This is a genomic window from Pseudonocardia sp. ICBG601 (genome assembly GCF_020496245.1).
Window position 1 is genome coordinate 45,026 of record NZ_JAHLJA010000183.1, and the last position, 14,616, is coordinate 59,641.

At 72.5% G+C, this 14,616-nt stretch carries 11 protein-coding genes and 3 pseudogenes; all 14 read left to right on the top strand.

The window, feature by feature from the left end; all coding sequences use genetic code 11:
- The first annotated feature begins 209 nt into the window (after positions 1 to 209).
- Complete coding sequence (locus KPL57_RS58710) at positions 210 to 701, top strand: hypothetical protein (protein WP_226358696.1); 492 nt, start codon at positions 210 to 212, stop codon at positions 699 to 701.
- Positions 701 to 2,023: a MinD/ParA family protein gene (locus KPL57_RS58715; RefSeq protein ID WP_226358697.1), complete on the top strand. Its 1,323-nt coding sequence runs from the start codon at positions 701 to 703 to the stop codon at positions 2,021 to 2,023. Before KPL57_RS58710 ends, KPL57_RS58715 begins: the two co-directional genes overlap by 1 nt.
- Positions 2,020 to 3,138, top strand: a complete 1,119-nt coding sequence (locus KPL57_RS58720) for a glycoside hydrolase family 16 protein (RefSeq protein ID WP_226358651.1) — start codon at positions 2,020 to 2,022, stop codon at positions 3,136 to 3,138. Before KPL57_RS58715 ends, KPL57_RS58720 begins: the two co-directional genes overlap by 4 nt.
- A 1,921-nt stretch (positions 3,139 to 5,059) precedes the next feature.
- Positions 5,060 to 5,320 (top strand): annotated as a pseudogene (locus KPL57_RS58725) (transglycosylase family protein); the annotation flags it as partial.
- 5 nt (positions 5,321 to 5,325) lie between these two features.
- Positions 5,326 to 6,471 carry a hypothetical protein gene (locus KPL57_RS58730; protein WP_226358652.1) on the top strand — a complete coding sequence of 382 codons (1,146 nt, stop codon included), beginning with the start codon at positions 5,326 to 5,328 and terminating at the stop codon, positions 6,469 to 6,471.
- Between the two features lie 99 nt (positions 6,472 to 6,570).
- The gene (locus tag KPL57_RS58735; RefSeq protein WP_226358653.1) at positions 6,571 to 6,948 is read left to right on the top strand and encodes a hypothetical protein; all 378 of its coding nucleotides are present in this window, start codon (positions 6,571 to 6,573) and stop codon (positions 6,946 to 6,948) included.
- The gene (locus tag KPL57_RS58740) at positions 6,945 to 7,775 is read left to right on the top strand and encodes a hypothetical protein (protein WP_226358654.1); all 831 of its coding nucleotides are present in this window, start codon (positions 6,945 to 6,947) and stop codon (positions 7,773 to 7,775) included. The genes KPL57_RS58735 and KPL57_RS58740 overlap by 4 nt, the downstream gene beginning before the upstream one ends.
- A 145-nt stretch (positions 7,776 to 7,920) precedes the next feature.
- A complete protein-coding gene (locus KPL57_RS58745) occupies positions 7,921 to 9,228 on the top strand; it encodes a hypothetical protein (protein ID WP_226358698.1) in 1,308 nt (435 codons plus the stop codon).
- A 323-nt stretch (positions 9,229 to 9,551) separates the two neighbouring features.
- Positions 9,552 to 10,169 (top strand): annotated as a pseudogene (locus KPL57_RS73280) (SCO6880 family protein); the annotation flags it as partial.
- 122 nt (positions 10,170 to 10,291) lie between these two features.
- Positions 10,292 to 11,083 carry an SCO6880 family protein gene (locus tag KPL57_RS58755; protein WP_374203948.1) on the top strand — a complete coding sequence of 264 codons (792 nt, stop codon included), beginning with the start codon at positions 10,292 to 10,294 and terminating at the stop codon, positions 11,081 to 11,083.
- Between the two features lie 787 nt (positions 11,084 to 11,870).
- Positions 11,871 to 12,716, top strand: a complete 846-nt coding sequence (locus KPL57_RS58760) for a hypothetical protein (RefSeq protein WP_226358701.1) — start codon at positions 11,871 to 11,873, stop codon at positions 12,714 to 12,716.
- Complete coding sequence (locus KPL57_RS58765) at positions 12,716 to 13,279, top strand: hypothetical protein (protein ID WP_226358702.1); 564 nt, start codon at positions 12,716 to 12,718, stop codon at positions 13,277 to 13,279. The genes KPL57_RS58760 and KPL57_RS58765 overlap by 1 nt, the downstream gene beginning before the upstream one ends.
- Positions 13,280 to 13,335: 56 nt before the next feature.
- On the top strand, positions 13,336 to 13,866 hold the full coding sequence (locus tag KPL57_RS71150; RefSeq protein WP_226358703.1) for a C40 family peptidase: 531 nt from the start codon (positions 13,336 to 13,338) through the stop codon (positions 13,864 to 13,866).
- Positions 13,863 to 14,616, top strand: a pseudogene (locus tag KPL57_RS58775) (hypothetical protein); the annotation flags it as partial. The gene KPL57_RS71150 and the pseudogene KPL57_RS58775, both read left to right, overlap by 4 nt.

The following is a 14,616-nucleotide window of genomic DNA, read 5'->3' on the forward strand; positions in this document are numbered from 1 at the left end:
CCCGACCCGCCAGCCAACCAACAGCGCTCGGTCCCGTCCATGCCGAACAGCGCCGTCCATGCCCCGAGGCCGAGATCGAACTAGCTACGCCGCAAGCGCGGTTCAACACAGAGATCCCGTCGACAGCGCCGCAGGCCCGCCGTGGACGGTCGCTGGCTCGGGGGCCTGAGGAAGCGTCGTTTACGCGGTCGGTGCGGTCCTGGGAGCCGGTGTCGGATGTGGAGGCGGCGGCGTTCGCGGGCCGGTTCGCCTGCGATTTCCAGTCCTTCGATGAGGACGTGCCGTGGCGGCGGGCCGAGGTCCTGCGTGAGGTCCTCGTCGATGCGCAGGCGTGTACGTGGGGCTGGTCGGGTGCGGGTCGTCAGCGTGCGGATTCCCCGTTGCCGGGGCGGTTGTATCGGCGCTCGGACACGGTGGTGTTCGTCGAGGTCGTCGTCCGGGCCACTCCGTATGCCCGTGCCGGGGCAGTGGCCGAGTCCGACTATCCCGAGAACGCCGCTGAGCGCGGCGGTCTGGTGGAGCCGGCGGGGACGATCGGCCGCTCCTGCGCCCCACCGGAGTCGGACGCAGCGTGGACGGCGGGCGAGCCGCGGTGGGTGCGGATGACCGTGCCCGTCACACGCGCACCCGAGGACGGCCGCCTGGTCGTCGATCCCGGTCTGCTCTCCGGAGCCACCGGTGAACAAGCAGGTGACCGCTGATGCCGAGTGGCAACCACGTGCCGCCGCCGGAGACGTCGACGCCGACCGGGGCGCCGTCGTGGCTGACCGGCGATGCGGCGGCGTGGGCCGCACCCGGCGCACCGCCCACGCCCGCGCCGCCGCCGACCGCAGCGACAGCTCCCGAGGTCCCCGCCGAGCAGCCGGTGCCGAACGGCTTCCCGGAGCAGCTGGTGGCGGGGGCCGGTCCTGGTTCGCAGCCCGTTCGACCTGCGCCCGAGCCAGCGGAGACAGCAGCGGCGTTCTGGAACACCGACACCGCCGCCGAGCTCGGCGGCCAGGACGTTCCGGTCGCCGGTTTCTCTGATGGTGGCGCGTTCGCCGATGTGGTGCGGCCGAAGCTGGCCGCGCCGACACACGGTTGGCGTGCTGCGGTCTACGCCATGACGGCCGGGCGGTGGAACCCAGGCCTGTCCGAGGCCGAGCTGCGGTTGAAGGAGCAGGTCCGGCGGATCACGACACCGCTGTCGGGGCCGTTCAGCGTCGCGGTCGGGTCGATCAAGGGTGGTGTCGGGAAGACGACGTGTACCTGTGCGCTCGGGTTGGCGATGGCTGAGTACCGCGGGGACCGAGTCATCGCCATCGACGCCAACCCTGACGCCGGGACACTCGGGGACCGCCTCGTCGGCGAGGCCCAAGCCGGGAAGCGGACGGTGCGGGACCTGTTGCGGGATCTGGATCAGGTCCGTACTTCTACGCAGCTGTCGGGTTACACCCACCTCGCCGGACGCCTACGCGTCCTCACCTCGGAGCAAACCCCGGAACTGTCGGAGATGTTCTCCGAGCGCGACTACGAGCGTGTCCTGCGCCTGCTCTCGATCTATCACGAGCTGCTGCTCACCGACTGCGGGACCGGCCTGGTGCACTCAGCAATGCAAGGGACGCTGCGCCACGCGGATTCCCTGGTCGTGGTCGGCGCCCCGACGAAGGACGGGGCGTCGCGGGCGGCGCGGACGTTGCAATGGCTCGCCACCCACCAGGACGACCAGGGCCGGTTTCCGTATCGGGACCTGGTCCGCGACGCCGTGGTCGTCCTGTCGTGTGACAGGCAGTCCCGGTATGTCGATGACACCGTCATCCGCGACTACTTCGCCTCCAGGGTGCGGGCAGTGGTCGAACTTCCCGCCGACCCACACCTCGCCACGGGCGACATCATCGACCTCGACGCCCTCGCACCGGCGACGCGGGACGCGGTCCTCGAACTCGCCGCTGTGGTCGCCGACGGTTTCCAGAGCCGCACTCATGGTCTGGCCTCGCACGGCTTCCGCACCGACCACGCCGACCGTCAGGCCGGTATGCGGTGATCGGATCGGGCCTGGTCAGCACGGTGGTGTCGGCGGTGACGTCGCTGGCGGTCGCGTTCACTCCGGCCGCGCCTGTCCCGGCGGACGCACGAGTCGAGTGCGGCTGGCGTATCACTGCGGTGCACGTCCTGGCCGAACTCGACGGCGATCGTTCCGAGCGGGCGCAGATGTGGCGGGCGGCGTTGACCAGCGTCGGCGCCGACCAGCCCGGCTTCATCCCCGCGGCCTGCTATCAGCAGCCCGACACCACCACACCCGGGAGCCACCCGGATGATCATGAAAGCGGATCCACCGAGCATCCAGCACAGACCGGACAGACCGGACAGGACGCGCAGGGCGGTTCTTCTGCGCTGCCGGGCGTGCCCGACCAGGGCGACACCGCAGGTGAGGTGTTCGGCTGGGGTGCCCCGGACGTTGTCGACGACTTCACCGGCACACAGCTGGGGCCCGGCTGGAACGCCTACGACGGCCCCGGGCATGCCGGGAACGGCACCCGCTCCCCGGCCGCGGCGACCGTCGCTGACGGCATTCTGACGATCGACGGGACCGGGGACGGCACGACCGCCGGCCTGGCCTGGACCGCGCACTCCCAGAAATACGGACGGTGGGAGACGCGGATGCGCGCACCTACCGGTTCGCCGTCCTACAACGCCCTCGCGTTGTTGTGGCCCACGCAGGAGAACTTCCCGGTCGGCGGGGAGATCGACTTCGCCGAGATCATGGACCCAGCCCGGGACAAGATCGAGTTGTTCTTGCACTACGGCGCGGACAACTCCCAGGTCCACGGCGAACTCAAGATCGACGCCACCGAGTGGCACAACTACGCGGTCGAGTGGACACCGGAGGGTGTGACCGCGTTCGTCGACGGCCGCGAATGGTGGAAGACAGAAGACACCTCGATCTTGCCGCCCGGCCCGATGCACCTCTGTTTGCAGCTGGACTGGTTCCCGCGCGGAGACGGCGAGTCCGGGCGGATGCAGGTCGACTGGGTCAAGCAGTGGGGCCTCGCCGCCGGTGAGGGCCCGTCCACGACCTCCGGCGGCAGCGCCGGCTCGACCGACGCGGACTCCTCGACCTCGATCACCGACAAGATCAACAACGTGGGCAGGTCGTAGCCGCCCACTGCCTACTGTGCTCGCTCGTTTTCTGGCTCGTCTGCTCCCCCGCTGACCTGGAGGATTTCCCCGAATGTCTCCACGACCGAGACTGTCTCGGCGGCGTGCTGCGCGGCCGTCGTGGGCCGACCACGTACCGCGCCGACGCCTGCCGGACCGTCTGCTTCCTGCCCGGGCGCCGTCGACGGCGCCGGTGGTGGTGCGGCGCTCGGCGGTCGCGGTCCTGACCGCGACCGCGCTACTCGGCGGCGGCGGCTACGCCGTCGCGGTCGTCACCGACCCGGAACGGCGCTCGGTGGCGGTGCTCGGGCTGACCGCGAACGGCGACTGCGACCAGAACATCGCCGCCCGCCAGCATGCCGCCGCCACCGAGACCCGCGCCCAGGCGCGGGCGCTGCTCACCGAGCTGTCCCTGTCCGCCGACCCGGCCGACCACGCCCTCGCCGAACAGATCACCGACCTCGGATTCCGCCCCGCCACACAGTCGGTCGAGTGGCGTCAGCACGCCGTGGACGTCTCTGACCAGCTTCACCACCTGGACAGCGCTGATCCGCAGGTCCGCGAGGTGGGTGTGCGCCTGGCCGCGGCCGGGCTCGGTCCCACCCCGGCCGACCTGACGACCCCGCCTCCGCCTGCGGCGGACCTCGTCGACGACACCGCCGCCGGCGCCGCGGCCGTTCTCGGCGCGGTCGACCAGGCCCGCGCCGCGGTCACAGCACCAGCAGCACCGACGGAACGGGTGGAGCGGCCGCGGGCCGCGGCGCCGCCGGTCCCGGCGGCCTGCACCGACCAGCCCCGCCCGGCCACGGCGCCGGCGGCGCCGGGAACACCGCCCGCGGGGGAAAAGACCGCCGCGGCACGGCCCGCACCGACTGGTGAACCGGCGGCACCGGCCGCTGCTGCTGCGCTGCCTGCCCCAGCCGCACCCACCACGACACCACCGACGCCCACCGGCCCCAACAGCAGCAGCGACCGGGCCACCGACAGCCGGGACACGACCGATCCCGCCCCGAGCAGCGCGCCGACCACGCCCCGAACCTCAACACCCGCGACCTCAACACCCGCGAACTCGACACCGGCCACCGCCCCGCGTTCGACATCGTCGAACACCGTCGTCACCGACGTGCAGACCGGCCCTGGACAGGCCTCGTCGTCGGAGGACGCTGCGGCGGCGCGGGAGGCGATCGGGATGGTCAGCGACCTGCTGTCGGCGATCGCCACCTCCGGTGACGCCGATGCCACCCAGCTCGGGGCGACCGTCCTCGACGCCCTCGACCGTGATCGCCTCGCCGCGCTGGGCGCCGACCCGGCCGATCTGGACGCCCTCGACCACCTCCGCGCCACCGCCGACAGCGACCAGCCCACGGCGGGCACGGCCCCGACACCGAAGCCGCCGTCGGAGTCAGAGTCAGAGGCCGGTGAGGTCCGGCCCGGCGCAGCGATCACCCGCACCCAGACCAGCAGAAACGGCAGCACCGCCGAGGCCACGTCCAGTTCCGCCGCTACCGAGAGCGGCGCTGGTCAGGACACCAGCGCGGGTCAGGACACGAGCGCAACGCCCGAGACCCAGACCAGCAGGTCGGGAGCTGTGTCGGCGAGTTCGGGAGCGGTGTCGGCGGGCATCGAGAAGCTGACCGCGCAGGCCCGCGCCGCAGCCGAGGTCGACCCGGTCGCCCAGGACCTCCTCGACGCCCTCGACCGCACCGCCGGCCCCAGCACCGGTGCCGGCACCGGTGTGAAGGGCAGCCGCACGACCAGCACCGACAGCGGCACCGGTGCCGCCGGGAACGACACCACCGGAGACGCCGCTGCTGGTGAGCGGGCCGAGGACGGCGTGGCCGCTACCGATGACCACGCCGCTCGTGGCGGCACTGCTGGTGAGCAGCCGCGTAGGGCCGGGGTGAGGGCCGAGCCGCCGCCGGTGACAGACGGAGGAGTCGCAACCTCGGCGGCGAGCTCGACCTGGGACAAGCTAGCCCACTGCGAGTCCGGCGGGAACTGGAGCACCAACACGGGCAACGGCTACGCCGGCGGCCTGCAATTTTCCCCGTCGACCTGGCGGGCGTTCGGCGGCGAAGGCGAAGCGCACGAGGCCAGCCGGGAAGAGCAGATCGAGGTCGCCAAACGCGTGCAGGCCGTGCAGGGCTGGGCGGCGTGGCCGGCCTGTTCGAAGCGACTCGGGCTCCGATGACCGCCGCCACCAACGCAACCGACGGCACCGACGACCGCGCCGTGGAAGGTCCCGGCCTGCCCGCGGCCGGTTCGGCGGCGCGGCCGCGGTCGGTCCCGCAGCTGTGTCACCTGCTCGGTACCGCCGCCCGCCGAGGCGGCGGGGCGGGCCTGGATGCAACGGATGTGGAGATGATCGTGGATTTGACCGCCGTCGCCGCGGCCCGTACCGCCCGCGCCGGTAGTCCTACCGACACGCTCGCCCTGGCTGAGCAGATGGGCGCCACGGTCGCCGCCGTGACAGCCCGGGCCCGGCAGGTGTGGCCCGACCACGTCGGGGCGGCGGACTGGACACCGTTCGGCGCGGTCATCCCCGTGCTGGCCGGGTCCCCCGCCGCGGGGGCATCGACGGTCGCCGCGGCGATCACCGACATCGCCCACCAGGACAAACGCTGCTGCCTGCTCATCGACGCCGACGATCCGGCCCGGGCCGGTCTCGCTCAGGCCGCCGGCGCGGACGGGCCGTGGACCCGCCCGGTCACCGACCAGGTCCAGGTCCGCTACAGCTGGCGCGGGGGCCGTCCCGGCACCGGTGCGCTGCTGGCCCGCCTCGACACCACGCTCCCCGGTGTGACACCGGGGATGGTGCCCGCGCCGCCGGACTGGCTCCCGTCCCCGCCGCCGCGACCGCTGCACGTCACCGTCGCTGATCTGGGCAACGGCGGCTGGCGGGCCGCAGCGTCGGTGACCTCCGGTGCCGGAGGCTGGCTACGCGGCGGGGAGCCGATGCCGCGCCCGGTGCTGGTCGTGCGCGCTACGCGGCCGTCGCTGCGCGCCGCCGAGCAGGTCCTGGCCCGCCACGACACCTGGGTACAGGCCGGTGTCGCGGCACCGGTGTGCGCGCTGGTCGTCAACGGCGCCAAACGCTGGCCGGTCGGGATCGACGGCGCCACCGGGCCACGACTGTCGACGCTGCTCGATGACGCGGTGTTCATCCCACCGAACGCCGCGGTCGAAGCCGACGGTGTCACTCCCGACCTGCTACCGGACAAAGTCACCGACGCACTCCGACCGCTGCTTGCCTCCTGGGGCGTGATCGACCTCCTGGCCGGGTCGGCCGCCGCCCGCGACACCCCAGGACCAGGCCGAGGACCAGGCCCGTGACCAGCACACCGCCGTTGACAGCTGGTTCCCGCCGTGTCCGTGTCCGTGTTCGCTGCGCTGAGGAGCACCCCCGTGTTGAGAACTATTTCCGATAATGCTGTGTGGTTCAGTGCCGGCCGGTTCGGCGCCGGGTGGTTCGGTGCTGGGCTTCCGGGTCAGCAGCCGCCGCCTGCGCCGCCGCCGGCCGGGCAGGAACAAGGCCTGCCGCAGCTGCCGACGGTGGTACCGAGGCCGTTGCCCGGCCGGTTCGGTGACACCGCCGACTACCTCGGCGGTGTCATCATGTCGCTGGCCGGCTGGTCGGTGCCGGTCCTGTTCTTCCTCGGTGTCCTGACCATCGGCGCCGGACGACTGTGGGGCAATCGGATCGCGGCGACGATCGGTGCCGGGATGGTCGGCACCTCGGTCTTGGCCGGTGTGCTCTGGGCGTCCGGCCAGAACCTGCTGAAGACGATCGCGACCGGGGACTTCGGATGACCAGCCCGTCTACGCCGCCGGTGGTGCGGGAGCCGAACCGGCGCCGCGGCTACGCGATCGCCGCCGGAGTCGGCGTCCTGGCGACACTGCTGGTCGCCGGCCTGGCCTACACCGTGACGGGCTGGATCGGGGTGCGGGACGAACCCGCACCGGCTCCCGCCGCACCACCCGCGGCGGCAGGTGTGGAGGCCCGGGAGTGGGCCTCGGAACAGGAACTCGCGGCCGCGCCGATGCTGGTGCTGCCGGAAGCCGCGAGCCAGCCGCACACGTTGACCACCGAGACGGCCGGGCCGCCGATCACGCTCCCCGCCCCGGGGCGTGTGGTGGGTGTGCCGTTCCCCGACAGCTTCCCCGCGACGCCGGAGGGCGCGATCGCGCAGCTGGTGGCGATGTCTCAGGCCGGGATGCTCGGTGGCGACCCGGCCGACTACGCCCGCGCGTACGACTCGATCGCGGAGGCCGGGGCGCCCCCCGGGAGGGGCGCGTTCCTGTCCTGGATCCTGACGAACTTCCGGAAGAACGCCGGGCTCCCGGCACATGGGCCGAAGCCCGGGATGTCGATCACCTGGACTCCGGCAGAGGCGCTGGTCAAGGGCCAGGTCGGAGATCGGTTCGTCGTGGTCTGTGTGCTGGGTGAGTTCACGTTTGACTTCAAGGGCCAGGTCGTGTCCGGCGGGATGGGCGACTGCGAGGCGATGCGCCGCGTCGCGACCGCCGACGGGGAGCAGTGGCGCATCGCGCGGGCCCCCAGCGCGGAGCAGGCTCCGTCGCCGTGGCCGGGGACCGCTGAAGCGGTCGCCGCCGGATACCGGGCCATCGCTCGATGACCCCCGCCAAGAGTTCCGAGGGCACCGGGCCTGAGCTGCTGGCCCGGTGGCTGGCACAGCCACCTCCCGAGCCCGCGCCGCCCCCTGCTCCTGAACCAGATTTCTGGAGCAGTGCGGGGGCATCGCTACCGATCCCGGCGGCGCCTTGTCCACCGCGGCGACGGAGTACGTCAAGGCCGGTGTGGTCGGTGTCCTGGAGTCGGTGTGGACGGCCGGTTTGGCGATGCTGCGCGACACCCTCGCCCTGATCGATCATCTGACGCGGTTCGATCTGGTTGCGTTGTTCGCTCCGGATCGCGGTCTGGGGCAGGTGTGGCCGGCGTTGTGGTGGCTGGCGATCCTGGTCGCTACCTGCGTGTTCTTCTCCCAGATCGTGGCGGTCGTGGCCCGGGGCGGGTGGGGGGCGTCGCGGTTGTTGCTGGGACCGGTCCATTTCGGGATCGCGCTGGCCTTCATCTTGTCGTTGTCGGCAGGCCTGGTCGCCGCGGCGGACGGGATCGCCCGCGGCCTGCTCGATCTAGCGTTGGGCTCACCGGATTTCGCCCGGGTGCTGGACCCGCCGCCGGCCGACCCGGACGCCCCGGCGGAGGAGCCGGTGACCGGTGTCGGGGCGATCTTCATCGACAACCCGGACCTGGGTGAGGGCCTGACGGAGATGACGAGGGCGATCATCATGGCGATCGCTGGGGCGCTCGGGTCGGCGGCGTCGGTCGGTTTCGCGTTCGAGATGGTCGTGCGCCAGGCGATCATCGTCATGTTGATTGCGGTATCGCCGATCGCGGCGGCGGGGTTGTTGTCGGGGGCGACGTCGGCGTGGTGGTGGCGGACCGCGCGGTGGCTGGCTGCGGCGATCCTGCTGGAACCGGCGTTGGCGTTGCTGCTGGTCATCGGTGTCGGGATGCTGGGCAGCGCCTCCGGTGTGTCCGGGGTGTTGGCGGGGGCGGTGACGTTGCTGGCGGCGGTGTTCTGCCCGTGGGCGGCCTACAAACTTCTCGCGTTCGTCGATCCGGCGACCGGCGCGGGCATGGATGTGCGGGCGGTCATGGCGCGGCGCCCGGCCCCGGCGGGGGCGGCCCGCCCCGGTGGTGTCGCAGCCGAGGAAGCGCATACGGGGCGGTTCGCCGACCACGCCCGCGCTCAGGCCGGTGGGCGTGGTGGTGTCGCGGCGGGCGCGGTGCGGGCCGGCCGCACGGTCGGCGGGGCATTGTCGGCCGGCTATCACGGGTGGCGGCGGCGGGGAGTACGCCGCGGGCCGGTTGAACCAGCAGGCCGCCCAGACCGGTGTCGGGCACGGCGGCGGCTTCGTGCTGCGCCACACGCCCAGCGTCCGCCCGTCCCCGGTACCGGCCCGGCCGGCGGCGGCGCCCGATGTCGGCCACGGCGGCGCCCCGCCGCAGGTCACCCCGCCTGCTCCTGCTCCGGCGCCGGAGCTGGGCCGGGCCGCGACACGTGACCAGACCGACCGAATCCCCGACACCGGCAGCGGCGCTGGTGGCGGCGCTGGTGGCGGGGATTCGGGTGGCGCTGCGGGTGGTGAGTCTGCGCAGCGGCGGCGTGAGCTGGACCGGCTCGCCCAGCAGCAGGAGCGGGCCCCGCGCCCGGCGCCGGAGACCGACCGGCGCCCACCCAAGCCGCCACCGACCACACCGCCGCCGCCGTCCACGACACCGCCGTCCACGACACCGCCGCGGCCGCGGCCGGACACCGGGAGCGACCGATGACCACGACCGATCCCGGGCGGATGTATCGGAATCTGCACCACCGCGAAGGCGCCGGATGGCTCGCGGGCCTGTCGACCGGTCAGGCGGTCGTGGTCGGGGCCGCGTGTGTGCCGGTGGTCGTAGCGGTCGGGGCGGGGCGGTGGTCGGCCGCGTTCGGCTGGCTACTGGTCGCGGCGGGGTGTGGGTGTTGGTGACGGTCCCGATCCGCGGCCGGCCCGCACTGTTCTGGCTGGTTGACCTGTGCATGTTCACCACAGGAGTCGCAATGAGCTGGTCCCCCTGGCAATCCCGCGCTGCGGCCGGGCGGGCCGAGGACCCGGCCGCCCCGGACCTGCCGGGCGTGTTGGCCCGGTTCCGCTTCCACGACGGCCCCCCGCTCTCGGACCAACGCCTGTGCCTGATCCAGGACAGCGTCGACGGCCGGTGGGCTATCACCGGGCGGCTCACGCACTCCGGGGTGGCGATGGCGTCGGCGGGCGAGTCCGAGGGCCTGGCCGCGCAGCTCGGGACGATGTTGATCGGCGTCGCGCACCGCGAGGTCATCGACCGAGTGTCGCTGCTGGTGCGCACCGTCCCCGATGACGGCACCGACTATGCGTTGTGGCGCGAACAGCACGAGGTCGCCGACGCCCCCGAGCTGACCCGGCAGATCGCCGCGGAGATCGACCGGACTGTGGCCGCCGCGTCGGTGCGGACGGAGTTGTTCGTGACTGTGTGCGGGACCGAGCACTCACTACGCCGGGCGGCGAAAGCCGCCGGCGGCGGCGTGGCCGGCGCGCGTATGCCCTCTACCGCGTGTTGGACGGTGTCGCCGACGCGCTACGCGGCATCGGCGTCACCGACGTGGCATGGTTGTCCTCCGCCGCGGTCGCCGAAGCCGTGCGGACGGGTTTCAATCCGGCCGCCGCAGCGCATCTGCGGCATCAGCAGCTGACTCGCCCGGACCGGGCCGGGCATCTGTCGTGGTCGATGGCCGGGCCGGTGCTGGCGCCGACCCCGGCGGCGCGGCATTACGCCCACGACGGATTCGCCACCGTCGCCTACGCCGTCCAGCCACCGGTCGGCGGCACGAGCTTCGGGTCCCTCGGACCGCTGCTGGCGGTGCGGCGGGCGGGGGAGCGGCGGTCGTTGCAGATCCACTACGAGGTCCTCGATCCCTCCCATGCCCGACGGCATGTGGCGCGCACGAGGTTCCGCGACACCCTGGTCGCGGATCTGAAGGCCGCCCGCGGGTTCGGCACGACGGTGGAGGACCAGCAGCGTCACGCTGGTGGGCACGCCCACGAGGCCGCGGTCGCGGCCGGGCACGCCCTGGTCCGCTACACCATCGCCGCCGCGACCACGGTCCCGTCGGACTGGGCGGACTGGGGCATCGAGGACGCCGCGGCCGGGATCGAGAACGACGCCGCGGACCGGGACCGCTCGGCCTGCTGCGCCTGGAACTCACCCAGGACGCCGCGTTCACCGCGGCATGCCTGCCCGTCGGCTACGGCCTCCCCGGTCTGCCGAACCGGCGGTGGCAACGATGACCCGGCTCAACAGCAGGATGTTCACGCGGCGGCGGCGGAGTGTGCCGGTGTCGCGTAGTACCGGCGAACTGCTGACCGCGTTCACCGACCTCACCACCGAACAGCTCACCGTGACTGCGGCGCCGGAGACCGGCCGCCTCGACGACGGTGTCGCCTGGAACCTCGACCCGCGCCGCGGACACCGGGAGCCCGGTCGGGGCTGGGCCCCGGTCGACGCCGCCCGACGCCTACCGTGTTCCGGGCCACCACCGACCAGATCGGTGGGCTGTTCCCGCTGCTGGCCGCGCACGGTGTCCCCGCGGTCGGCGCCCGGATGGGTTATGACGTCTCCACCGGCGGCTCCTTCTACACCCACCCGCCCGAGTGGGTCCTGAGAAAGATCGTCACCAACCCGAACATGATGATCTTCGGGAAGCCCGGGCGGGGGAAGTCGTCGACGGTGTGTGCGTTCTGCCTGCGGATGATGCCGTTCGGCTTCAAAACCCTCATCAGTGGTGATCGGAAGGGCGAGTACACGCCGGTGCTGCGCGCACTCGGGATCGAACCGATCGCGCTCGGCCCCGGGTCACCGCGCCGCCTCAACGCCCTGGACCTCGGGCCACTACGTACGTACTGGCCGGCCTGGAGCACCGAGCGGCAACGCCGCGAACTCGACGTGATCCTCGGCCGCTGGAACCGGCTGCTGCTGTCGCTGGCCGCGGCCCAGGGCCACGTCCCGTCGGTGACCGACGAATACGTCCTGCACGCGTCCTGCGCCGCCTGCTCGGCGCCGATGACACCACCGACCAGCTCCGCCCGGTCACGATCCCGCAGGTCACCGCCTGCTCGCCGACCCCGACACCGACTTGTGGGCGGGACCCGGTTCGTCGACCGCAACCGAGTTCACCACGCAGACTCGGGCGGTCACCGACGCCCTGTCGAACCTGGTCACCGGGCCGCTGGCCGGGCTGTTCGACGCCGAGACGAACTTCGACCTCGACTGGGACGCCCCCATCCAATCCATGGACCTGTCCCGCCTCGACCCACTCGGCGACAAAGCCATGAACGTCGCCCTGACCTGCCTCGGGATGTGGTCGTCGATGCTCACCACCCTGCACAACACCGTCGACAACACCGGCACCGGCGGGGCGGGTGGGGCGCCGCGGATCGTGGTCCGCGACGAGGTCTGGCGCCAAATGGGCCTGGGCCTACGCGCAGTCCAGGCCATCAACGCCGACCTACGCCTGTCCCGCAGTGATCGCACCATCCAGTTATTGATCATGCACCAGCCGTCCGACCTCCACGCCGTCGGCGCCGCCGGATCACACGAGGCCGCGATCGCCCGGGACTTCCTCGCCCTGTGCTCGACGAAAATCCTCCTCGGCCAATCCGACGCCATCACCGACGACCTCGCCGACCAACTCGGCCTCTCGACCACCGAGCAGGCCGCGATCACCGGATGGGCCATGCAAGCGCAAGGCCGCGCACTGTGGAAACTCGACAACCGCCCCGGCATGAAAATCCAAACCGTCCTGTCCGCCACCGAAAAAACGATCTTCGACACCGACGCCGGAATGCGCACCGGCCCTCGCGTCGAGGCCCTGACCAGCACCGATACCACCGGAAGCCCGGACGATGACCTCCCGCGCGCCGACACCGGCGACCCCACCGGGATCGCCGGTGTCAACGACTCGTTGACGGAGGAGTCGTAGTGGGACGGGGCGTGCTGGTCGCGGGCGGGCTCGGGTTGTCGGTGGTGCTGCTGGTGACCGCCGCGATCGGCGGGCTCGCCGTGATCGCTGTGTTGGGGATCGCCGGGGGCCGGTTCGGCTGCGGACCCGACGGTGGGCTCGGCGGCGGGGCGCAGTCCGTGGACGGTGTCGAGTGGACGGGCGAGCAGACCGAGAACGCGGCCACGATCGTCGCCCGCGTCGTGGAACGACAACTACCCAGAAGAGCGGCGGTGATCGCGCTCTCCACCGTCATCGTCGAATCCCGGCTGGTCAACGTCGCCTACGGCGACCGCGACTCCCTCGGCCTCTACCAGCAACGCCCGTCCCAGGGCTGGGGCCCGCCCGCCCGGTGCTCAACCCGGTCGCGGCCACCGACTCCTTCCTCGACCGCCTCATCGCGCTGCCCGGATGGCACACCATGGCACCGGGGACGGCGGCGCAGGCGGTGCAGCGCTCAGCGTTCCCGGATCGCTACGCGCCTCAGGAGGGCCCGGCCGCAGCGCTGGTCGACCAACTCTGGGTGGGTGCGGACAATCCCGTAGAGCTACCACGCGGCACCGACAGCTCAGTCACCACGAACGCACAACTCGCCGCGAGCGTGTATGCCTGCCCGGACTCCGGCGGCGCCGGAGTGCCGCTGCCGACCGGACCGGTCGACCCGAAGAAACTCCCGGCCGGGTTCACCCCGCCCGCCGACCCGGTCGCGCGGGCGGCGGTCGGCTACGCCCTGGCCCAGCTCGGGAAACCGTACGTGTGGGGAGGGACAGGCCCGGACGGGTTCGACTGCTCCGGACTCATGCTCGCGAGCTGGGCCGCTGCCGGTGTCGCGCTCCCAGCAGGGACGGTCAGCCAGAAACACGCCGGGACATCGGTCCGCATCCAGGACATCGCGCCCGGCGACCTGGTGTTCATCCCGGGCTCGCTCGGCACAGCCGGGAATCCTCGGCACAACGGCATGTATGTCGGACACGGCCTGATCGTCAACGCCTACGACACCACCCGCGGCGTCGTCCTACAGCCACTGTCCGACTGGGCGGACAAGGTCACCCACATCCGCCGCGTCCACACACCAGCAATCGCACCGGCGGGCACACCGGCACCGGCTGTTGCGACAGGAGCGGCCTCATGACCCGCCGCCGACGCACCGCCGTCTGCGTGGTCGCGCTCGCCGCCACGCTGGGCCTCAGCACGGGTGAGGCCGCCGCCGCAGCCACGGTAATGAGAACGAAGTCCGCAGCCGCCGCAGCGGCCCCACCCGAGCACCGTAACGCCGACCAGGACGAGGCCCGGAACGAGGGCGGTTCACCGGTCGGGCGGTGGGAGACCCAGCAGCGCCCGCAGCTCCTGCAGGCGTTCCGCGAACACGTCTACGGCCGCCCGCTGCCCCACCCGGACGCGGTCACCTACGACGTCACCGACCTCGGCGCTACCGGTGACGGGGCGGCCGGGCAGAAGGTCGTCATCGCCGTGACCGGCCCGGCCGGGACCGCCCGGTTCACCCTGCGCCTGTTCACACCGGCTGGGCGAGAGGTCCGCGGGACGTTCCTGCTCATCGACCACCGCTCCGCGGTAGACGACACCGGCTCCACCAGCGACTACGCCCCGATCTCCCAGATCGTCGGCGCCGGCTACGCCCTGGCCGCCCTCGACGCAGGCGAGGTCGCCCCGGACGACCCCGGCCGGTTCCGTGACGGTGTCATCGGCGCCTTCCACCACCCAGACGCCGAGCTGCCCGACAACGCGGGCCGGACGATCGCCGCGTGGGCGTGGGCCGCGTCCCGAGCGCTGGACTACCTCCACACCGACGACGCCACCGCCGTCGGGGTCGACCCCGGCCGGGTCGCGGTCATCGGCACTCCCGCGGTGGGAAGGCTGCGCT